The sequence below is a fragment of the Thalassospira sp. CH_XMU1448-2 genome (assembly GCF_037027285.1).
Classification (GTDB): Bacteria; Pseudomonadota; Alphaproteobacteria; order Rhodospirillales; family Thalassospiraceae; genus Thalassospira; species Thalassospira profundimaris_C.
Map to the genome: position 1 here is coordinate 799151 of NZ_JAYMEA010000001.1, position 25330 is coordinate 824480.

General features: G+C 56.3%; 3 protein-coding genes. 2 read left to right on the top strand and 1 reads right to left on the bottom strand.

Annotation, left to right across the window (positions count from 1 at the left end; translation table 11 throughout):
- Positions 1 to 214 precede the first annotated feature (214 nt).
- The gene (locus WA318_RS03730) at positions 215 to 23830 is read left to right on the top strand and encodes a M10 family metallopeptidase C-terminal domain-containing protein (protein WP_336080035.1); all 23616 of its coding nucleotides are present in this window, start codon (positions 215 to 217) and stop codon (positions 23828 to 23830) included.
- 84 nt (positions 23831 to 23914) lie between these two features.
- On the opposite strand, the gene WA318_RS03735 is transcribed toward WA318_RS03730, so the two are convergent.
- Positions 23915 to 24913, bottom strand: a complete 999-nt coding sequence (locus WA318_RS03735) for a tRNA dihydrouridine synthase (RefSeq protein WP_336080036.1) — start codon at positions 24911 to 24913, stop codon at positions 23915 to 23917.
- Between the two features lie 229 nt (positions 24914 to 25142).
- Between WA318_RS03735 and WA318_RS03740 the strand changes: the two genes are divergently transcribed.
- Positions 25143 to 25292, top strand: a complete 150-nt coding sequence (locus WA318_RS03740) for a hypothetical protein (protein ID WP_181850145.1) — start codon at positions 25143 to 25145, stop codon at positions 25290 to 25292.
- The last annotated feature ends 38 nt before the right edge of the window (positions 25293 to 25330 follow it).

Here is a 25330-nt window from a genome sequence, read left to right on the forward strand (position 1 = left end):
GACCTATACAACCTGACAGAATCTGACAGGTTGTATTTTGGGCTTCCAAATCCCGAGAAAACATGAAAAAAAACTAAAATAGTTTGATTTTCAAGCTATCAGCAGTTGATGGCCTGTGAGGAGTTATTTATACTACTGTATAAATCGATTCCGTGGCCCTATACGCTGTTTCGGGATCAGGTAAATCAAAATTCCCAAGTAGGGAGTACGTGTCTTGGCTTCGCCCGCCAATCAAGATGATGGTACCGGTATCACCGGTACGGATATTGAACAGGTCCTTGATAGCCGCGCAGAGGATGAATCTGCGGCGGCTAATTCTGATTCCGGGTCCGGTTCACAGGGCGATGGCAATTCCCCTTCCTCTGCCAATCAGATTTTTACCAATGTGCAGAACGTCATCGGCAGTGCCTATGACGATGTTCTGGTTGGCGATGGTTCGAACAACACCCTGATCGGTGGCGAAGGCGACGATATCCTTGAGTCGGGCGAAGGCGAGGATGTTGTTACAGGTGGCGCAGGACGCGACACTTTTGTGCTTGAAAGCGGGTTTGAAAAAACCACCATCACCGATTTCAATGTTGAAGAAGACGAACTGGCCTTTACCGACCTTGGCGTGAACAGCATCAATGACCTGATGTTGCTGGCCGCTGATGATGGTGCTGGCAATGTGGTCGTGACCTTTGCGAGCGGTGATGTCCTGATCTTGCAGGGTGTCAGCAAGGCGCAGCTTGCAGGCGCAACCATTGTCGAAGCACCGCAGATTTCCCCGGTAACTGTCGTTTCCGATGACAGTGCCACTGCTGATACCGGTAGTGACGCAGCCGCAGAAGACACCAGTAATGTCATTGACGGAACGTCTGGTGACGACACGATTGTCGGATCGGATGGCGACGATGTGATTTCGTCTGGCGGTGGTGTCGACAGCATTGACGGTGGTGCAGGTGAAGACACCCTGTCGCTTGATGGTGCCGCGGATGGCATGCGTGTCGATCTTGGTCAGGGCCTTGCGACCGATGATTTCGGAGCAAACCGCGTTTCCTTTGATGCTATCGAAAATGTTCAGGGAACATCGGGCAATGATGTTCTGGTCGGGGATGTGGGCAATAACACCCTAGGTGGCGGTGCTGGCGACGACACATTCAAAGCCAGTGACGGGAATGACGTCATTGATGGTGGAACTGGCGAAAACACCATTGATTACAGCGGTTCCGAACAGGGTGTCAGGGTTGATCTCGATTCCGGTACCGCTCAGGCAAATACGTCAGACAGCACCACGCCGAGCGCCGATGACGCTGAGAATGGTGGTGCCGATGGTGGTGCCAGCGCCGGTGCATCCGATACGGGCGGCACAGATAGTGGTGCAACGGATAGCGGAACGGATACCAGCAACACCGATACAGGTGCAGGCTCAACAGATACGACCAGCGGATCGACGGGCACGGACACCACCGATACCGGAACAACCGGTTCTGAAACCGATGGCTCTGACACTAGTGATTCAGGTGCTGGTGGTTCGGAAACGGGTGCAACCGATGGCGGGACGTCGGATCAGACCGACACGACGAATTCTGGCAGCACGGGCGAAAGCAATAGCGGGTCGGATACAGGTTCCGGAATTGGCGCGGATGGCAGCGGATCTGATGGTTCGAGCAGCACGGGCGATACGACATCAGGTGACAGCAACACGGGTGGTGAGGCGTCCGGCGGAACAGACAGCACCACTGGTGACAGCAGCACGGATTCGGGCGCAACATCGGGAACCGATACGTCTTCTGGCGATACGACCGAGGGCAGCAGTTCCTCTGACGCGGGTGCGACGGATGGGAGCGCCGGTGATTCGGCGTCAGGTTCGTCTGGTAGCGATACGACAGCAGGTGGAAGTGGTTCGGACAGTGTGACCGGATCGGACGGCACCGATACGACCGGTGGCGCGGGTTCGGATGGTTCCACGGCGACCGATGGTTCATCGACAGGTGATTCCGGTTCATCTGCCGGCGAGACGGGTTCTGGCGATACCACATCCGGTGATACCGATGCAGGTGATACCGGCACAGACAGCACGAATGGTGGTGCCGCGGCAGAAACCGGGACCGGTTCGGATGGGTCGGATAACAGTTCCGACACCCGGACCGATACCACGGGTGGCAGCAGCGGTGTGGACACTTCGGGAACAGACACGTCTGGCACCGACAGTTCCGGCACAGAGACTTCTGATACTGGCGCTTCCGAAACCGGCACTTCCGAAACCGAAACGGATAGCGCAAGCGGATCAGATGCGACATCCGGCTCTGATGGTTCAGATACATTGGGCGCGGGCGAAGGCACAACAGGCGGCAGTGATGCCGGTACGGATGGTGTGTCCGGATCGGATACGACGGCTGGTGGCGATGGGTCGGATACCACATCTTCCGGGACGGAAAGTTCCGGTGGTGATGGTGCGACCGCGCAAGAAGACAACAGCACGTCTGGTGCGCAGGCTGGTGCAGATACCACCGGCACAGGTGCCACCGATGGCAGCAGTTCGGAAAGCAATGCCGATTCCGGATCCGGTGATACGTCGCCTGGCGGAACTGATGAAACGGGTGCGTCCGATGGTTCTGCATCCGGTGGCGCAGACGCCGAAAGCGGCACGGATCAGACCGGCGGAACAGACACAACAGCACAAAGTGAAACCACTGAGGGTGACGGTGCCGGTACGGATACCGGTGCCACATCGGAAGGCGGCGAGACGGCTTCCGAAAGCAATGACGGTTCTTCAGCAACCGATGGTGGCGAAGATACCGGTGCGACGGCCTTTGATAATACACCGACTGCGGGCGATGACCTGGTTCAGGGCGGCGATGAGGCCGATGTCTTCGGGGGCGGTGCCGGAAACGACACTCTTCAGGGCAATGGCGGCGATGATACGCTTGAAGGCAATGTCGGCGACGACCTTCTGCAGGGGGCAGAGGGCAATGACGTTCTGCGCGGCGAAGCCGGGAATGACGTGCTTCAGGGCGGTGACGGGGATGACAGCCTTGATGGCGGTGACGGCAATGATGTGCTTCAAGGGGGCTCGGGCAACGATCTTCTGATCGGTGGTGACAGCAATGATGTCATGGCTGGCGGGTCGGGAAATGATTTCCTGCGCGGTGGTGCCGGTGATGACCACATTCAGGGTGGTAGCGGAACCGACACGGTCAGCTATAGCGATGCCACAAGTGCGGTCACGGTCGATCTGTCCAGTGAAACCGCGACTGGTGGCGCGGGCAATGACGTCGTCCAGATGGTCGAGAATGTTGTTGGTTCCGATTACGACGATCACCTTACCGGTGATGATGCCAATAACGTTCTTGAAGGTGGAGCGGGCATCGACACGCTGACGGGCGGGGCCGGGGATGACACCCTGACCGGTGGTTCTGGCAATGATGACTTTGAACTGACCGAGAATTTCGGCAATGACACCATTACCGATTTCTCAGGTTCTGAAGACATTATCGATTTGTCGCGGCTCGGCATTCAGGATTTCGCGACCCTGCAAACCATGATGTCCGATGATGGTAACGGTAATACGGTTATCGATTTCGGTGATCAGGGTGTGCTGACCCTTGAAGGTGTCAGCAGTGACAGCCTTGTCGCAGATGATTTCCGCGGTTTCGGTCGCATCTTTGAATCCGAAAATGACGATGTCGAAGGCGGTACCGATGGCAGCGATGCCATTTACGGGTATGGCGGTAACGACACCCTTGGCGGTGGCGACGGCGACGACGTTGTTTCGGGCGGCTATGGCGATGATACGGTATCGGGTGGTGCGGGGAACGATACCCTGCGTGGCCAGGAAGGTATCGATACCGTCGACTATTCCGGTGCGACGGGCGGTGTTCAGGTCGATCTTGAAGCCGGAACCGCAACCGGTGCTGATGGCAATGACGTTCTTGATCGTATCGAAAATGCCATCGGGTCGGGCTATGGCGACGAAATTTATGGCGATAGCGGCGTAAACGTCCTGAGCGGCGGTGACGGTAATGACACGCTTGTCGGACGCGGCGGCAACGACACCCTCGATGGTGGCGCAGGCGATGACCTGTTTGTCGGTGAGGACGGGACTGACACCTACATTGGTGGCGCGGGATCGGATACGCTTGATCTCAGTGCGCGCGATACTGCGCAAAGTGTAAATCTTGCATCCGGTGTGGTGAACGATACCGTTACCGGCGAGAATGACAGCGTCAACAGTATCGAGAACATTATTACAGGCGCAGGCAATGATGTGCTGGTCGGAACGTCAGCCGACAATATCTTTGATGCTGGCGCGGGCGATGACTTTGTCTTTGGCGGTGGTGGTAACGATACGCTTGATGGCGGCGAAGGCACCGATACCGTCGCCTTTGGCAGTGAGACGGGCCTCAATGTCAATCTTGCCGAAGGTACTGCAAGCAGCGACTCAGGTACTTCTTCGATCTCCAGCTTTGAGAATGTCCGTGGTACGGGCAACTCTGACGTCATAACCGGTGACGACGGCAACAACATTCTGACTGGTTTGGCGGGTGATGACACACTTGCAGGTGGTGCTGGCGACGATACCCTGATTGGCGGTGATGGTAACGACACCGCTGACTACAGTGCCGTTGACGGGGACATGAATGTCGACCTGTCATCTGGTGTCGCATCGGGTGACGGTACGGATACACTTTCGGGCATTGAAAATGTGACAACCGGCGCAGGCAACGATGTCCTGCGCGGTGATGCACAAGACAATACGATCGACAGTGGCGCGGGCGACGATACCATTTACGGAAGTAGCGGGGACGACGTCCTTGAGGGTGGTGAAGGCTATGACACCCTAAGCTACGGTGCTGGAAACGAGACTTCCGGCATCACAGTTGATCTGAATGCCGGAACGGTTACCGGCAGTAATTTCGTTGACCAGATTTCGGGCTTTGAGCAGGTTGAAGGTTCTGCTGGCGACGATACCATGCTTGGCAGTTCAGGTGACGATATCCTGATTGCCGGTGATGGCAATGATACGCTTGACGGTCGCGGTGGTGACGACACCCTTACCGGTGGTGACGGAAGCGATACATTCATTCTTCGCGGTGATAGCGGGAATGACCTGATCACAGACTTTGATCCGGCAAATGACACCATCGATATCCAGGGTATCGATGGTCTGGAACTGTTCAGCGACATTGCCGACTTTATCGGTGAGGACGCTGCTGGTAACGCGACCATCACGATTGGTGATTCGGTTGTTACGCTTGAAGGTGTTGATCCCGACAGCCTGACCTTCAAAAACTTTGTCGGTATCCGTTCTCTCGAAGGAACCGAGAACCGTGACAATCTTGCAGGTACATCGCGTAGCGACGTGATTGATGCGAAGGGTGGCGATGACATTGTTCTGGGTGGGGCTGGAAATGACACGATTTCTGGCGGATCGGGCAAGGATACAATCAATGCCGGCACCGGGAATGACGTTGTTGATGGCGGAACCGGAGACGACCTGATTGACGGTGGAGCCGGCTCCGACAGTCTGGATGGTGGTGAGGGTAACGACACCGTCTCCTACGCGGGCGACAGTCAAAGTGTTACTGTTGACCTTGAGGCAGGTACCGCAACGAACGGAACAGATACAGACAGTCTTCGCAATTTCGAGAATGTGAACGGTTCGGGTTTCAACGACAATCTGTCCGGTGATGATCAGAACAACACGATCAGGGGCGGTGCAGGTAACGATATCATTGATGGCCGTGCTGGCGACGATATGCTCAATGGTGGTGTCGGCAGCGATACCCTGATTGGCGGTGAAGGCAATGATACCCTGATTGGCGGAACTGGTCAGGATACCGTTGATTACAGTACGGCAACCGGTGGCGTCACGGTTGATCTTGACACGGGCACTGCCGAAGGTGCCGCTGGTAACGATGTTCTTGATGAAATCGAAGACGTTGTTGGTAGCGATTTTGATGACATCCTGACCGGTTCATCCGAGCAAAATACCATTGATGGTGGTGCGGGAGATGACACGATTGACGGTGGAGAGGGTGATGACCTTCTGACCGGCGGCACTGGTGCGGACACCTTTGTTTTCAATGGACAGTCTGAGAACGACACCATTTCCGATTTTGATCCTTCAGAAGACCAGATCGATCTGACGAGCTTCGGCATTCCGAACTGGGAAGCATTGCAGAAGTTCATTGGTGTTGATGATGACGGCAATGCGACCATCACCATTGATGATCAGGTTCTGACCCTTTCGGGTGTCTCACCCGATGATTTGTCTGTTGATAACTTCACCAATATCGACACCTTGGGCGCAACCGAAGGCGATGACGTTCTCACCGGAACTGACTTCGATGAAATCATCGACGGTCTGGATGGCAATGACACGATTTCTGCAGGTGGCGGGGCCGATACCGTCTTTGGCGGTGCTGGTGATGATACGTTGTCGGGCGGGGCGGGTAACGACATCCTGGATGGAGGCACCGGGCAGGATAGCGTCGATTACAGCAAAGTAAGCGGCGTGAAGGTTGATCTTTCTGCAGGCACAGGCACGGTGGCTGCGGGTAATACCGATACATTGACAAATATCGAGAATGTCATTGGTTCGGCCCAAACTGACATCATTACAGGTGACGATCAGGCCAACACCATTTGGGGTGGTGCGGGTAATGATACGCTTGACGGTGCGGCCGGCGATGACGTGATCGATGCCGGCGCAGGTAATGATACGCTTACGGGCGGTGCGGGCAACGATACCCTGATCGGTGGCGATGGTACGGATGTTGTCAATTACAGTGATGCAGAAGGGTCGGTAACTGTCGATCTGGCCGCAGGTACGGCCTCTGGTGCTGATGGAGATGACAGTCTGTCGGGGATCGAAAATATCACCGGCTCTGAATTCGGCGACACGCTCGTCGGTAATGACGGCAATAACGTTATCAATGGCGGAGCCGGTGATGATGTGATCGACGGTGGTGCCGGTAACGATACCATCCGCGGCGGTGCAGGTAACGATACGATTACCGGCGGTGATGGAACCGATACCCTTGATTACAGCGGCAGCGAAGCTGTGACCGTCAATCTGGCAGACGGTACGGCCATCAGCGAAAGCGGTAGTGATACCATCAGTGGTATCGAAAATATCACGGGCTCTGTAGGTTCGGACGATATCACTGGCGATGATGGTGCCAACGTTATCAATGCCGGTGCGGGCGACGATATTATCCGCGGTGGCGCGGGTGACGACATGCTTAGTGGCGGTGCGGGAGCCGATATCTACAAGATCGCAACCGGAGACGGTCATGACACTGTAACCGATTTCGATCTCGCAAATGACCAGATCGATCTATCTGAGCTTCCGGTCGAAAGTTACGGCCAGCTATACGAAATGATGTCTGAAAACGAAAACGGTGACCTTGTCATCAAGTTCGATGATGACACGAGTATGGTGCTCAAAGGCGTCAGCCTGGATGACATTTCTGCTGATAACTTTATCGGTGTGCGTGACATTGTCGGTACGACGGGTGACGACACGCTTTATGGTACTGACGGGCAGGACACCCTGTCGGGACTGGATGGCAATGACACGATTTACGGGCTTGAAGATAATGATCTGCTTCAGGGCGGAGCAGGCGATGACACCCTGATCGGCGGCGAAGGTGACGATATCCTTGATGGCGGCGAAGGTGTCGATACAGCAGACTATAGCGATGAGGCCGGTCAGGTTAATGCAAGTCTGGATGCCGGTTCGGCGTCGACCAGTGGCGGCACCGACAGCCTTCGCAACATTGAAAATATTGTTTCGGGCGCGGGCAATGACCACCTGACCGGTTCGAACGGTGACAACCTGCTTGTTGGCGGTGAAGGTGACGACGTTCTCGAAGGCCTGGGCGGAGATGACACGCTTGTCGGTGGTGAGGGTAACGACACTGTAAGCTATGCCAACGCCGAGGGTGGTGTTTCGGTCGACCTTGAAAATCAGACAGCAACCGGTGCCGCAGGCGATGACATCCTGTCGGGTATAGAAAATGCGGTCGGATCTGCGCATGCTGATACCCTTGCTGGTGATAGCGGTGATAACAGCATTGATGCCGGTGCAGGCAATGACACCATTATTGCTACCGGTGGTGATGACGTGCTGCGGGGTGGTGCAGGCACTGATAGCGTTGATTACGGTAATGCAACCAGCGGGATTACCGCAGATCTTGATGCCGGGACGGTTACGGGTCTTGGCACTGATAAGCTTGAAAATATCGAGAACCTCAGTGGTTCGGAATTCAATGACAGCATCACCGGTAACCAGTTCGACAACATTCTGTCTGGCGAAGATGGCGACGATATTCTGTCGGGCGGCAGTGGTGACGATACACTTCTTGGTGGTGCAGGCGATGACCTGCTTGACGGCGGAGCAGGCAACGACCTGATTGATGGTGGTGACGGCATCGATACTGTCGACTATTCAGGCGAATTGCAGGCCGTCGAAATTGATCTTTCGACAGGCGAGACGGATGAGACGACCGGTGACACGGTACTGAATGTCGAGAATGTGGTTGGCAGCAGATTCAACGACATCATCACTGGTTCTGATGCCGCCAACACCCTGCTTGGTGGTGGTGGTCAGGATACGTTTAATGTCAGTGCTGGTGATGACGTTATTGATGGCGGTGCCGGTAATGATACCGTGGACTACAGCCAGAGTCAGACGGGTGTTGATGTCGATCTTGGTGCCGGAACGGCAGAGAAAACAGACGGTAGTGACACTCTTGCAAGTGTTGAAAACGTTGTTGGTTCGGACGCCAATGACAGTATTGCAGGTTCGGCTGACGCCAATACTCTGACCGGTGGTGCTGGTGACGACATCCTTGATGGTCGTAGTGGTGATGACCTGATTTCCGGTGGTGCGGGCAATGACACGCTGTCAGGTGGTGATGGTACCGATACGCTTGATTATTCCGATGCGACAGGTGGGCAGGTCATCGACCTTGCTACCGGAACGGCAACAGGTGCTGACGGCAATGATACGATTTCGGGTTTTGAAAATGTAACCGGTACTGATTATGCCGACACCATTATCGGTGACGAGGCTGATAACGCGATTGATGGTGGTGCTGGTAATGACACCCTGATTGGCGGATCCGGTAATGATATCCTCAACGGTGGCGTTGGCGATGACAGCTTTGTCGGCGAGTTGGGAGACGACACTTATATTGGTGGTGTTGGTTCCGACAAGCTGGACTACAGCAATGCCGCATCCGGTCTTGATATCAATATCAGCACCGGAACCGCGACGGGCGAAGATACAGGTGTCGATACCTTTACCGGTATCGAGCAGATCACAGCCTCACAATACGATGATGTCATTAGCGGCAGCGGTAGTATTGACACCATTCTGGCCGGTGCGGGCAATGACACCATTGCAGGCGGTGCCGGCGATGATGTGATCGCTGGTGAAGACGGCGACGATTACATCGTTGGCGGTAGTGGCAACGACACGCTTGATGGCGGTGATGGCGAAGACACGATCGGCTTTACCGACGCCAATGGTGTGCGTGTTGATCTTCAGACCGGAACAGTCACTGGTGATGGTGCCGACAAGATTTCGAACTTCGAGAATATTGATGGTTCTCAAGGGGACGACACGCTCAGCGGTGATGCAGGCAACAACACGATCATGGGCGATGACGGCAACGACCTTCTTGATGGTCGTGCCGGTGATGACGTGCTGTTTGGTGGTGCGGGTGATGATACGCTGCGCGGCGGTGCAGGCAGCGACACCATTGATGGTGGCGAAGGTGTTGATACCCTTGATCTGTCTGATCTTGATGGTGATCAGACCGTCGATTTCAATGCCGGTACCGCGACCGATGGCACCGATACCGATACCTTCACCAATGTTGAAAATGTTACCACTGGTGATGGCAATGACCTGATCCTTGGCGATGATAACGGCAATGTCATTGATGCCGGTGATGGCGACAATACCGTTGATGGTGGGGCAGGTGAGGATACGATCACCACAGGGGATGGCGCCGATCTGGTCGATGGTGGTGCCGGTAATGACACCATCAGCACCGGTGCAGGTGCCGACACCATCCAGGGCGGTGATGGCAATGATGTCATTTCGTCGGGTAGTGGTGATGACCTGATCGAAGGTGGTGCTGGTAATGACACCATCTCGGCCGGAAGCGGTTCTGACATCATTGATGGCGGTGCCGGAAACGACACCATTCTGTCAGGTGCGGGCGATGACACCATTATCGGTGGCGACGGCCTTGATACCGCAAGCTATATCGATTCTGAATCGGGTGTGACCGTCGACACCAGCAATGACACCGTCAGCGGAACTTCCACCGGAACCGATACCCTTGACGGGATCGAGATTGTCCGTGGGTCCGAGTTCAACGATACCTTTATTGGTGGCGGCCAAAGCGACACCTTCATCGGCGGTGCGGGTGATGACACCTTTGATGCCGGTGCGGGGAATGACACGCTGACCCTTGGCAGCGGTTCCGATCAGGTCATCTTTAATCCGGGCGATGGCAATGACACCATTACCGACTTCAATGTCGGTCAGGATGCCATTGACCTGACCAGCTTCAACATTGCCGGTTATGACGCGCTTGAAGAACTGTTCGGCACCGATGCCAATGGCGATCTGACCATCAATCTTGAAAGTGGCGACACCATCACGCTCAAGGGCGTGAGCGCATCGCAACTGAGTGCCGATAACTTCATCGGTGTGGATGTTCGTCTTGGTACGGATGATGCCGATGAAATGATCGGTGGCGACGGCGATGACATCATCAATGCACAGGGTGGTGACGATACGGTCGACGGCGGTCTTGGCAATGATCGCCTGATCGGTGGTGACGGCAATGACACCCTTGATGGGGGCGCAGGAAACGACACGCTGGTTGGCGGTGCCGGGTCAGACATCCTTGTCGGTGGCGATGGCAACGATACGGTCGATTATTCGACCGAGGGTGCCGGCATTGTTGCCGACCTCGAAAACGGGACGGTGACCGGTGGCGACGGCAATGACGTTCTTGATGGCGTTGAAAATGTCATTGGCACGCTTCATGACGATACGCTGATCGGCAACGATCAGAACAATACCCTGTCCGGCCTTGACGGCGATGACACCCTTGTTGGTGGCAGTGGCGATGACGTGATCGACGGTGGCGAAGGTTCTGACACCGTTGATTACAGCACCGCGACCCAGGGCGTCCAGATTGACCTTAATGCCGGGACCGCAGCCGGTCAGGGCACCGATAGCCTTAATGACATCGAGAATGTTGTTGGCTCGGACTACAACGACGTCATCAAGGGCGACGCGGCAAGCAACACCATTTCCTCGGGTGCAGGTGGCGACGCGATTGACGCGGGCGCAGGCGATGACGTGATTGATGCTGGCGACGGTGTCGATGAAGTCAGTGGTGGCGACGGCAATGACATTATTGATGGTGGTGCCGGTGGCGACATCCTTCTGGGTGAAGCAGGTGACGACACCATCAGCAGTGGCGAAGGCGATGACATTGTCGAAGGCGGCACGGGCGACGACTGGGTCTATGGCGATGCCGGTGACGATATCCTTGATGGTGGCGATGGCGATCTCGATACGGTCGATTATTCCAATGTGGATGGCGGCGTCACGGTCGACCTGGTCAAGGAATATGCGACCGGTGCAGCGGGCGATGACATTGTTCGCAACTTCGAACGTGTTATCGGGACCGATTATGCCGATACCCTGATCGGTAGTGACGGCATCAACACCCTTGATGGTGGTTCGGGCAACGATACCCTGTTTGGCGGGGCGGGCGATGACGTGATCATCACCGGTGCTGGCGAAGACATGATCGTTCTCAAGCCGGGCGGCGGACATGACACCGCAACCGACTTTGACGTCCAAAAAGACATGATCGACCTGTCGGCTTATGGCATCGAGGATTACGCAACCCTGCGTGATCAGATGTTTGACGACGAGAACGGCAATGCCGTCATCACGGTTGGCGATGACAGCATCACGCTTGAAGGTGTGTCGGTTGATGATCTTGGGCCCGAGAACTTCTTTGGCTATGACGTCATTTACGGCACCGAGTTTGAAGACAACATTACCGGCAGCCAGATCAGCGACGAGATCCACGCCCTTGAAAGCGACGACATTGTCGATGGCAAGGCGGGCAATGACGACATTTACGGTAATGAAGGCAATGACACGCTGATCGGTGGCGCAGGCGATGACACGCTGCGCGGCGGCGATGGCAGTGATACGGCCGATTATTCCGATACGACCGAAGGCGTGACTGTTGATCTGGGCGCGGGCACCGCGACCGGTGAAGCAGGCAATGACACCCTTGAAAGCATCGAAAACGTCACCGGTGGTGATGGCGATGACATCCTGATCGGCGATGAAAATGCCAACATTCTTGATGGCGGCGAAGGCAATGACACCGTCTATGGCAATGGCGGTGACGACACCCTGATCGGTGGCGAAGGTGAAGACGTTCTGTCCTATGAAGGGGCAGAAAACGGCGTGAATGTCGATCTGGGTACCGGAACCGCGACCGGTGGTGCGGGTAATGACGTTATTGATGGCTTCGAAACCCTGATCGGGTCGGATCACGACGATATGCTTGCGGGCAATGATGCCAATAACGTCATTGATGGCGGTGCAGGCAATGACACGCTTTCGGGCGGCGCCGGTGACGACACCCTGATCGGTGGCGCAGGCAACGATATGGTCGATTATTCCGACCAGACAGATGGCGTTGTTGTTGATCTTGAAAACGGCACGGGTGCCGCAACCGACGGCACCGATACCCTTGATGGTATCGAAGGTGCGACCGGTGGTGCAGGGGATGACACCCTGACCGGTTCGACCGGTGACAATATTCTTGCTGGTGGTGCGGGTAACGATACGCTTTCGGGCGGTGCAGGCAATGATACCCTTGCTGGCGGCGAAGGTGCCGACCTCATTGATGGCGGTGCAGGTGACGACGTTCTGTCGTTCGAAGGTGACAGCGTTGCTGCAGACGGCGAGACCACCGACCATGTCGGCAGCCCGACCACGGATGGTACGGGCGAAGTCGCCGATATTTCCGGCAAGAACCTTTCTGATGACAGCTTTGTCGGTGGCGAAGGCAACGACACGCTGGTCGCAGGTGCCGGTGACGATGCCATCATCCTTGATCGCGATCACGACAATGGCGCGGCCAATCCGGCCATCGTCGATATCGAAAACATTGATGCCGGTGATGGCAACGATGTGGTCGACCTGACCAGCAATGTTCATTCCTATGGCGATGTCACCATTGATGGTGGTGCCGGGGACGACACCATCTGGTCAAATGACGGCGATGACGTCATTTCCGGTGGCGAGGGTGCCGATAACATCAATGGTGGTGCCGGTAACGATGTTATCGATGGCGGTGCCGATGACGACATCATCAATGGCGGCGAAGGCACAGACACCATCGACGGTGGTGCTGGTAATGACACGATTGCAGCCGGTGCAGGCGACGATATCCTGATCGGTGGCGACGGCGACGATACCCTTGATCTTTCTGGTGCTGATGGCGCGACCATTGATCTGGGCGCAGGCACGGCAAGCAGCGATGCAACCGGTACAGACAGCATCGACGGATTTGAAAACGTCATCGCGACTGCTGGTGATGACACCATTTCCGGATCGGACGCCAACAACACGATTGATGCCGGCGCAGGCAACGATACCGTGACCCTTGATGCCGGGAACGACAATCTTGATGGTGGCGAGGGTGTCGATACCCTTGATCTGTCGGGCACGACTGGTGGCGTCACGGTTGATCTGGCCGCAGGCACCGCAAGTGGTGCCAATACCGGTTCGGACACGATTGCCAACTTTGAAAATGTTACCGGGTCGGATGATGCCGATACCCTTACCGGTTCGGATGGCGACAACGTTATCGACGGTGGCGCAGGTAACGACGTCATTGATGGTGGCGCCGGGGATGATGTTCTTGCCGGTGGTGCAGGGGATGACACCCTTGCTGCGGGTGATGGCAATGACACGCTTTCGGGCGGTGCCGGTTCGGATACCTTTGTCTTTGAAGACGGAACAGACAGCGATCTGGTCAGTGACTTTGATCTTGGCGCGGATGTGATTTCGCTGCCGGATCTGGGGATCTCGACCTGGACCGAGTTGCAGCCGCTTCTGTCTGATGGTCCTGATGGCGCGGTGATTTCTCTGCCATCTGGTGGCACGGTGACCCTTGCGGGTGTTGCGGTTGATGATCTGACACCGGATCATTTCGAAGGCATCGATAATGTCGGAACACCGGGTGAAGACACCCTGGGTGGCGGCGACGGTGATGATTCGGTTGATGCCGGTGATGGCGACGATACCGTTGACGGTGGCGGTGGTGACGACACGCTTCAGGGCGGTGGCGGCAGCGACACGGTTGATGGCGGTGACGGCAATGATTCCATCGATGGTGGCGATGGCGACGATACTGTTGGCGGTGGCGATGGTGATGACACCGTCGGTGGCGGCAGTGGCAATGACACGCTCAGCGGTGGTGGCGGTTCCGATACGCTTGATGGTGGCGACGGCGACGATGTTCTGCAGTTCGAAGCCGACCGTACCGGTCAGGCCGGTGACAGCACCGATCACGTGGGCAGCCCGGGTGTCGATGGCACCGGCGACGTTGCCGATCTTGAAGGTCTTGGAATCAGCGATGACCAGTTCGATGGCGGCGAAGGCGTTGATACGCTTCTTGGCACATCGGGCGCAGACGCGATCATCCTTGATGCCGACCATGCAGATGGTTCCAACGCCGCAGCGATCAGCGACATCGAAGTCATTGATACGGGTGCCGGTGACGATGTTGTCGACCTGACCAGCCAGACCGATGGTTATGGCGATGTGACCGTGAATGCAGGGACGGGTAATGACACGGTCTGGACCAGTGCGGGCAATGATGAAATCAATGCCGGTGACGGCGATGACGTGATCCATGATGGTGCGGGCAACGACGTTGTAGATGCCGGTGCGGGCAATGACATCATCGAAGGCAGCCTTGGCAACGACACCATTGATGGTGGTGATGGCATTGACCTTCTTGATCTGTCTGATGCCGATGGCGTGAATGTCGATCTGGGTGCAGGCACGGCACAGTCCGATGCATTTGGCTCTGACAGTGTCGCGAATATTGAAAATGTGGCGGGTTCTGGTGGTGATGACATCATCACCGGTTCGGACGCGGTTAACGTCATTGACGGTGGCGCAGGGAATGACACCCTTGATGGTGGTGCGGGCAATGACACCGTTATTGCCGGTGCAGGTGACGATACGGTTCTGGCCGGTGCGGGCGATGATACCCTTGCCGGGGATGACGGCATCGATACCCTCGATATGGCGGGCGCCGACGGCGCGGTTGTTGATCTTGCTGCGGGCACGGCATCCTCGACCGAGACCGGCAATGACACCATTTCAGGCTTTGAAAATGTAACGGGCAGTGACGGTGCCGACACCATCACGGGCAGCGACGGTGCAAATACCATTGCATCGGGTGCCGGTGACGATGTTGTCGATGGCGGTGCCGGGGATGACGTCATTGATGGTGGTGCCGGAAATGACAGTCTGCTTGGCGGCGCTGGCAATGACACCATTGATGGCGGTGCGGGCGACGACCGGATTGATGCCGGTCTTGGCGATGATACCCTGACCGGTGGTGCAGGCGCAGATACCTTCAGCTTTGCCGATGGTACGGATGATGATCTGGTCAGTGATTTCACCGTCGGTGAAGACCAGATTGCCCTGCCCGATAGCGGTGTGACCAGTTGGACCGAATTGCGCGACATGCTGTCGAACGGTCCGGAGGGCGCGGTGATTACGCTGCCATCTGGTGGTACGGTGACGCTTGCCGGTGTTGCGGTCGAAGACCTTGGGCCGGGCGACTTTGAAGGCATCGACAACGTTCCGACCGAAGGCAATGACAGCCTTGGTGGTTCGGGTGGCGACGATACCGTTGATGGCGGTGGCGGCGATGACACCATGTCGGGCGGCGGTGGCAATGATACGCTGGGCGGCGGCGAAGGTGATGACACCATTGATGGTGGCACCGGCAATGACACGCTAAGCGGTGGCGACGGCACCGACACCCTTGACGGCGGCGATGGTGATGACGTGCTTGAATTCGGTGCCGATGGTACCGGTCAGGCAGGCGACAGCACCGACCATGTCGGAAGCCCGGGCGTTGATGGCACCGGTGATGTTGCCGGTCTCGAAGGTCTTGGCGTCAGTGACGATGTCTATGACGGTGGTGCGGGCGTTGATACGCTGGTCGGGACGAGTGGTGGCGATGCCATCATCCTTGATAGCGACCATGCGAATGGTGCCGCCAATCCGTCCATCGTCGATGTTGAAGTCATCAATACCGGTGACGGTGATGACGTGGTCGATCTGACCAGTCAGGTTCATGCCTATGGCGATGTGACGGTCAATGCCGGAACCGGCGATGACACCGTCTGGACCAGTGCGGGCAATGACGAAATCAATGCCGGTGACGGCAACGACCACATCAATGCAGGTGCAGGTAACGATATCGTTGATGCCGGTGCGGGCAATGACACGGTTGTCGGTGATGCTGGCAATGACACCCTGATCGGTGGCGAGGGTACTGATACCCTGGACATGTCCGATGTTGGTGTGGATGTTGCGGTTAACCTTGAAAATGGTACAGCCGATAGCAGCGAAACCGGATCGGATATTGTTTCGGGCTTTGAAAACCTGATCACCGGTTCGGGCGATGATACCGTTACGGGCAGTGCGGCGAACGATACCATCACGACCGGCGATGGTGCCGATACGATTGATGGCGGCGACGGCATCGACCTGATTGACGGTGGTGCCGGAAATGACGTGATTTCCGATGGTGCCGGTAGTGACCTTGTCATGGCAGGTTCCGGTAACGACACGGTTGTCGCCGGTTCGGGCAATGACAGCCTTGATGGTGGCGACGGTGTCGATACCCTTGATATGTCGGGTGCATCGGGTGATGCGGTTGTCGATCTGGGTGCAGGTACGGCAACTTCGGCCGAAACCGGAAATGACCAGATTTCGAACTTTGAAAATGTCACCACCGGTGCCGGTGATGACCAGATCGCAGGTTCGAACGCCGATAACGTGATCAATGCCGGTGCAGGCAGTGACACCATTGATGGTGGTGCAGGCGATGACACTGTTTGGGGTGGCGCGGGTGCGGACACATTTGTCTTTGCCGATGGCACCGATGATGATGTTGTCAGCGATTTCACCCGTGGCGAAGACAAGCTTTCAATCGATGATCTTGGCATCGAACGTTGGGCCGATCTTGTTCCGTTGCTCAGTGAAAACGGCAATGGGGACGCGGTTCTGAACCTGCCAGCGGGCGGGACTGTGACCCTCGTCGGTGTCGGCCTGAGCGATCTGAGCGCAGATGACTTTACCAACATCACCGATGGCGCAACGCCGTATGATGATGTGCTTGAAGGCACGGATGGCGACGACACCATCGATGCGCTGGCAGGTAATGATACCGTTACCGGTGGTGCAGGCGACGATACCCTGTTGGGTAATGACGGTTCGGACACCATTGATGGCGGTACCGGCAGCGACAGCATCGACGGCGGTGCGGGCAACGATACCCTTGAAGGTGGTGCCGGTGATGATGCGATCACGGGCGGGGCTGATAATGACACGCTTTCGGGCGGTGCCGGTGATGACACCCTTGATGGCGGTGCCGGTAACGACGTTCTGAACTTCGAAGCCGACGGTGCGGCAAGCACGGGTGATACCACCGAAAACACCGGAAGCCCGGGTGTTGACGGTACGGGTGATCTGGCCGGTATCAGCGGCAAGAATATCTCCGACGATACCTTCATCGGGGGCGAGGGTCAGGATACCCTCAACATGACCGGTGGCAGCGATGCGCTGATCCTTGATGGTTCGAAACTGGGTGATGGCCAGACCACCACGCCGACGGTTGAAACCCGCACGCTCGGTCTGACGGAATCGGCAAGTACTGCAGACGTTCAGGCCGCATGGTCGGATGCCAACCTTTATGCCTTCGATTTCGGAACGTCGTTTGTGGATGAAAACGGCAAGCTGAACCTTGCTGCGGCCGATGACACCGTGACCTTTAACGGCAACGGCATCGGCAACGATGGCGGCAGCCCGGCAGGCAGCCAGATCAACCACGACGGCACGACCGGCGAAAGCGAAGCAGTTGTTGTCGATCTTGGTGCAGATGCCACCACGGCAACGGTCCAGATTTCCAACCTTTACGCCAACGAAGCCAGCGGTGAAGTCGGTTCCTGGCAGGCCTTTGATACCGAGGGCAATCTGGTTGCTTCGGGTACGCTTGATGCATCGACCATCGATTACACCAGCGGCGGCCTTGGCACGGCAACCATTTCGGTCACCGACACTGCGGGCAACCCGGTTGAATTCCGTTACATCGCGTTTGAAAGCGAACCTTATGCCGATGGCACCAGCGGTTCGGACAGCAGCGACTTCTTCGTCCGTTCCATCAGCTTTGACACCATTGTTGATGAGACGACCACCGATGGCGCACGCCTTGACGGGGTTGAGGTCATTAATGCCGGTGACGGCAATGACGTTGTCGATCTGACCAGCGATACGATTTCCTATGGCGATGTCACCATCAATGGCGGTGCAGGCACCGATACCCTGTGGGGTAACGCAGGCAACGACACCATCAGCGGTGAACTGGGCGATGACAACATCCACGGTGGTGCTGGCGACGACTTCCTTGATGGCGGCTATGGCGATGACGTGATCAATGGCGGTGTTGGCAATGACACGCTGCTTGGCGGTACGGGCGAAGACGAACTTCGTGGCGGTGCCGGTGACGACACCATCGTCGGTGGTGCTGATGTTGATACGGTTATCTATGACGACGCGACTGAAGGCGTTAACGTCGATCTGGGCAGTTACACCGCAACAGGTGGTGCCGGTAACGATGCGATCTATCAGGTCGAAAATGTCACCGGATCGGATTACGACGACACCATCACCGGTGATAGCAAGGCCAACATCCTTGACGGTGGTGCGGGTGACGACACGCTGGCAGGTGGTGCGGGCAATGATACGCTTCGCGGTGGCGACGGCAATGATACTGCCGATTACAGCAACGCAACCGGTGCGGTAAATGCCAACCTGTTGACCGGCACAGCCAAGGTCGGAGCAACCGAAACCGACAAGCTTTCAAGCATTGAAAACCTGATCGGCTCAAGCGGTAACGATACCCTGACCGGTTCTGATGACACCAACACCCTGACCGGTGGTCTGGGTAATGACATCCTTGTCGGGAATGGCGGTGATGACCTTCTTGAAGGTGGTGCAGGCGACGACAGCCTTGATGGTGGTCTGGGCGATGACACCCTTGATGGCGGTGATGGCAGCGATGTCATCAATGCGGGTGAGGGTGCCGACATTGTTGATGGTGGTGCAGGCAACGATACCGTCTTTGCCAGTGCGGGCGATGATACCCTTGCCGGTGGCGAAGGGGACGATACGCTTGATCTGACCGAGGCGACCAGCGGCGCGACTGTTGATCTTGGTGCTGGGACTGCAAGTTCGACCGAAACCGGTAATGACACGATTTCGGGCTTTGAAAATGTTATCGGCTCGGCGGCGAATGACACGATCACCGGCAGCGATGGTGTGAACACCATTTCTGCTGGCGACGGTGCTGACATTATTGATGACGGTGCAGGCAATGACGTTGTCGATGCCGGGGCGGGCAATGATACCCTGATCGCGGCAGCTGGCGACGACACCCTTTCGGGCGGTGCAGGTGAAGACACCCTGGATATGAGTGGCGCAAACGGTGCCACGGTTGATCTGGGTGCCGGTACCGCGACCTCGGCTGAAACCGGAACAGACAGCATCAGCAGCATCGAGAATGTCATCGGATCGGACGGCAATGATGTTCTGACCGGTTCGAGTGGTGACAACACCATTCTGGGTGGCGCAGGCGACGACACCATCGAAGGCGGTGCCGGTGGCGACTACCTTGATGGTGGTGAAGGCCGCGATACGCTGAGCTACGAAGGTTCGGACGCGGGCGTTGAGATTTACCTTGGCGAAACCGATGCCAATGCCCAGACACCGGGTGAAGCCGGTCGTGCATATGGCGGCGATGCCGCGGGTGATATCCTTGCCAACTTCGAAAAAGTTATCGCCTCGGCCCATGACGACTATGTCTATGGCAACAGCCAGAACAACGAAGTTGATCTGGGCGACGGTAACGATACGTTCGATAACGTCGAAGCCGACGTCAGTGAAGACACCATTGATGGCGGTCTGGGTAATGACACCATCTGGGCCGGTGACGGTGCCGATACCCTGATGGGTGGCGACGGCAACGATTACCTGAACGGCGAAAAAGGTGATGACGTCCTTGATGGTGGTGCCGGTACGGACCGCCTGATCGGTGGCGAAGGCAATGACACGCTTGACGGTGGCGAAGGCGACGACACCCTGACCGGTGGTTCGGGTGCTGACCTTATTGAAGTCAGCAGCCTGATCGGTGACAAGGTGGTAACCGACTTCAACACCAGCGTTGACCAGATTTCACTTGATGCACTGGATATCAGCACATGGTCGGAACTGGCACCGCTTCTGTCCGAAGTGAATGGCAACACGGTCATTGATCTGGGCGCAGAAGGCTCGGTCACGCTGCTGGGCGTGCGCCTGAATGATGTTTCGGCGGATATGTTTGTCGGCATCGAAAATGACGGTGGCGCAACGCCGTTTGACGATGTCCTGATCGGCACCAGCGAAGACGATTATATCGACGCCCTTGCCGGGAATGACGTTGTTGATGGCGGTGCCGGGAATGACACCATCAATGGCATGGAAGGTGACGACAACCTTTCGGGTGGTACGGGCGATGACACCATCACCGGTGGCAGCGGCAATGACGTTGTTTCGGGTGGTGATGGCAACGATACCCTTGATGGTAACGAAGGCCACGATGTGATTTCGGGTGGTGCTGGTGACGACACCCTTGTCGGTGGCAGCGGCAACGACGTCATGGATGGCGGCGGCGGTGACGATTACATCGACGGCATGGAAGGTGATGACACCATCACCGGTGGCGATGAAACCGATACCATTTATGGCTCGGCCGGGAATGACAGCCTTGACGGTGAAGGCGGCGACGACGTCATTTACGGCGGCGATGACAATGACAGCATCGCAGGTGGTGCAGGCAATGACCTTCTGTCGGGTGATGCCGGTAATGACACGCTTGATGGCGGCATTGGCAACGATACGCTTCTGGGCGGTGACGGCGACGATACGCTGAGCGGTGGTGATGGTGACGACGTTCTGTCGGGCGGTGCTGGCAACGACCTTATGGATGGTGGTGCCGGTAACGATACCCTGACCGGAACCGATGGTGCTGATACCCTTTTGGGTGGTGATGGCAATGATACGCTTGATGGCGGTGCAGGTGATGACACCTATACCGGCGGCAATGGTGCGGATCAGATCCTTGTATCCAATAATTCCGGCGACAAGGTCGTACACGGCTTCAACCCGAACGAAGATCAGATCAACCTGGCAGCACTTGATGTCGATGACTGGGCCGAACTTCAGGGGCTGATGACCGAGGTGAATGGCAACACGGTCATTGATCTCAATGGTCAGGGGACGCTTACCCTTGTCGGCATCACGATCAGCCAGCTCAATGCAGACGTATTTGTCGGTATCGAGGCCTCCAGCGGCCCGACCCCGTATGATGACCTGCTTTATGGCACCAGCAACAATGACACGATCGCGGCCCTTTCGGGTGATGACACGGTCTATGGCCTGAATGGTCAGGACACGCTGACCGGCATGGAAGGCAATGACAGCCTTTATGGTGGCGATGGTGATGACGTTCTTGGCGGTGACGAGGGCGATGACCTTGTCGAAGGCGGCAGCGGTCAGGACACCATTACTGGCGGTTCGGGCAACGATACGCTTGATGGCGGTTCGGGTGATGACCGGGTCTGGGGTGGTGACGGCAATGACACCATCATCGGTGGTCAGGGTCAGGACAAGCTGTATGGCGAAGCAGGTAACGATACCATTTCGGGCGGTACCGGCGACGATACCCTGTATGGCGGTGCGGGTTCTGACGTCCTTGAGGGCGGCGAGAACAATGACAGGCTCTATGGCGGTGATGATGCCGATACGCTCATCGGCGGCAATGGCGATGACAAGCTTTATGGTGATGCCGGGAATGACACCCTGATTGGTGGTGCAGGACATGACACGCTTGCCGGTGGGGCCGGTCGCGATACCGCAAGCTATGCCGATGCAACCTCGGCGGTGGCGGTCAGTCTTGAAAGCAGCTCGGCTGTCGGCGGTGCAGGCAATGATATCCTGTCCTCGATCGAAGACCTGATTGGCTCGAACTTCAATGATTACCTGTTTGGTGATGATGGTTCGAACCTGCTGTCGGGTCTGGATGGCAATGACGTGCTTGGCGGGGACGCCGGGGATGACACCATCTGGGGTGGTGCAGGCAATGACACGATCAATGGCGGTACCGGTTCGGACCTGATTGATGCCGGTGCCGGTAACGACACCATCGAATATCAGAAAGATGCGACCTGGAGCAGCAGCTACGCTGCCAAGAATGTTGGCGATCCGAATATGGCGGGTTCCAACGAACAGGTTAACCTTTCGGGCTATAACCGTTCGCAAGACATCATCGATGGTGGCGACGGTACCGATACCCTGTCGATGACCAGCGGCAATGATGCCCTGTTCCTTGATGACACCTTTACCGATCCGGGCACCAGCCCGCGCATTTCGAATGTCGAAGTGATTGATGCCGGTAACGGCGATGACATCATCGATCTGACCAGCGAGACCCACAGCTATGGTGATGTGACGATCCTTGGTGGTACTGGTGACGATATTGTCTGGAGCAATGCGGGCGATGACGTTATCGACGGCGGCGCAGGGAATGACAGCCTGTGGGGCGGATCGGGTGCAGATACCCTGATCGGTGGCGATGGTACGGATGTTCTCAATGGCGGGGCCGGTGATGACGTTCTTCAATACAATGCCGATGATACCTGGGGTAACAGCTGGTACGCGCTCAATGACGGTTCGCCAAGCGAAGACGGTCATCAGCACGACAATGGCTGGGGTCATGACAACCACAATGGCAACGGCTGGGGCCATGATGAAGGTGGCGACGATGGTACCGGCGAATATGTCAATCTGGGCGGTTACAACCAGTCCAATGATGTCTTTATCGGTGGCGAGGGTGTCGACACCCTTAAGATGACCAGCGGCGATGATGCCCTGTTCCTGCGTGACTCTGTCAGTGATGGTGCTTCGAATGTCCGCATCAGCGGTATCGAGGTGATCGAGGCCGGTGATGGCAATGACATCATCGATCTGACCAGCGATATCGAAAGCTATGGCAATGTCACCCTTGATGGCGGCGATGGGAACGATACGCTGTGGTCAAATGCCGGGGATGATCTGTTGCTTGGTGGTGCCGGTAATGACCATCTTTATGGCAGTGCCGGGGATGACACCCTGACCGGTGGAACGGGTTGGGATACGTTCCAGATCGGTAAAACCGACGGTCATGACATCATCACCGACTTCACGCCGGGCGAAGACATCATTGATTTGTCTGAATGGAACTACAATAACTTCAACCAGATCCAGGACGACATGCATCTCGATGTTGACGGCAATGTTGTCATCGAACTTGGCAATGATGCGTCTGTGACCCTGATGGGGATTAACGACCCGGATGAACTTGATGCCGATGATTTCGGATTTGGCAGCTGATCGAACGCAATTTTACGCTAACAAAAAAAACGGGGTGGTTTGTGACTACCCCGTTTTGCTTTTCAGCCAGATTAAGCCGGACCTCTATTCCGCAGCGATTGGAACGTCTTGTTGCTGATTTTCCGGAAGCGACATGTCGTGGAACAGCTTGGCGCGCAGGTCATCAATGGCATTGATGCGTTTGATTTCGTCAAAGCAGCTCGCCCCTTGGGCATGGCTTTTGCGGATCAGCGCCATCCATTGCTTGATACGACCGGCCTGATGGTGTTCGGGGGCCCCGTCCAAATCCATCAGATCACAATAGGCCAGCAACATCGCCAACACATCCGCCCAGCTTTGCTTGGGGACATGTGCCCCGCCTTCAAAGGCCTTGATCCGGTTGGCAAGATCAGGGGCGGCAATGGCCCCCCGGCCAATCATAAAGCTGTCGCAGCCCGATATGTCGCGGCATTTTTCATAATCCGCAACGTCCCAGATTTCACCATTGCCGGTCATGCCAATGGAAATGGCTTCGCGAATACGCGCCAGATATTCCCAATGGGCGGGTGGTTTGTAACCTTCAAGCTTGGTCCGCGCATGCACCGTCAGGTGTTGTGCGCCACCGGCCTCAACCGCGCGTGCGATATCAAGAAACAGTTCCTTGTCGCTAAAGCCCAACCGGACCTTTGCACTGACGGGAATGTCGGCGGGAACGGCACGACGAACGGCTGAGACAATGTGAAACAGATTGTCCGGACATTTCAAAAGCGATGCACCGGCTTCACGCTTGTTCACGGTTTTGGACGGACAGCCGAAATTGATGTCAATGCCCGGTGCGCCAAGTGTGGTCGCAAAGGCCGCATTTTCACCCATCAGCTCGGGATCATGCCCCATCAACTGAACCAGAACAGGCACACCAGACAGCGTTTTGCCGCCATTTAGCAATTCCGGGCAATAGCGATGAAACACATGGGCCGGAAACAGGTTTTGCGATACGCGGATAAATTCGGTCACGCACAGGTCGAACCCGCCGGTCGCGCTTAGCAATTGCCGCACGCGCCAGTCAACAAGTCCTTCCATTGGTGCAAGCACCAGATGCGTCATCGTCAGGATATCCTGTTTCATGAAATCGGATGGCGGCTTTTATCATATATGGGTCAAGCGTGCCGGTGAAAAATCACAGATCAGCATTGAAGCATGCGGGGGAGGATTGGCGAAATAAGGCGGAAAAAGCGCATTGCTGACACCTTTCCAGCGAATTTGCGCAGTAAATTTACAGCATCAAAAACAACAATGAAGCGCCCGGTGATCGCATCGGGCAGGAGTGAAAAGCATGCTGTATATTTTTGAAAGTGCCTTTGATGAAGTCGAAGCCGTTTCGCGCGAAGCCCGCGAGAAACTTTCCGGCCTTGAAGCGGTTTTGAAATCGACTGCTGAAAGTCTTCAGGTTCTCAAAGATCGTCTGGAACAGACTGCCTCCTGACCCGTTAAGGGGTTATTCCGTATCACGATATTTCATGG

Excerpts from the sequence above, each read along its gene's own strand:
- WA318_RS03735 (WP_336080036.1), bottom strand. The coding sequence starts at position 24,913 with ATGACGCATCTGGTGCTTGCACCAATGGAAGGACTTGTTGACTGGCGC.
- WA318_RS03740 (WP_181850145.1), top strand. The coding sequence starts at position 25,143 with ATGCTGTATATTTTTGAAAGTGCCTTTGATGAAGTCGAAGCCGTTTCG.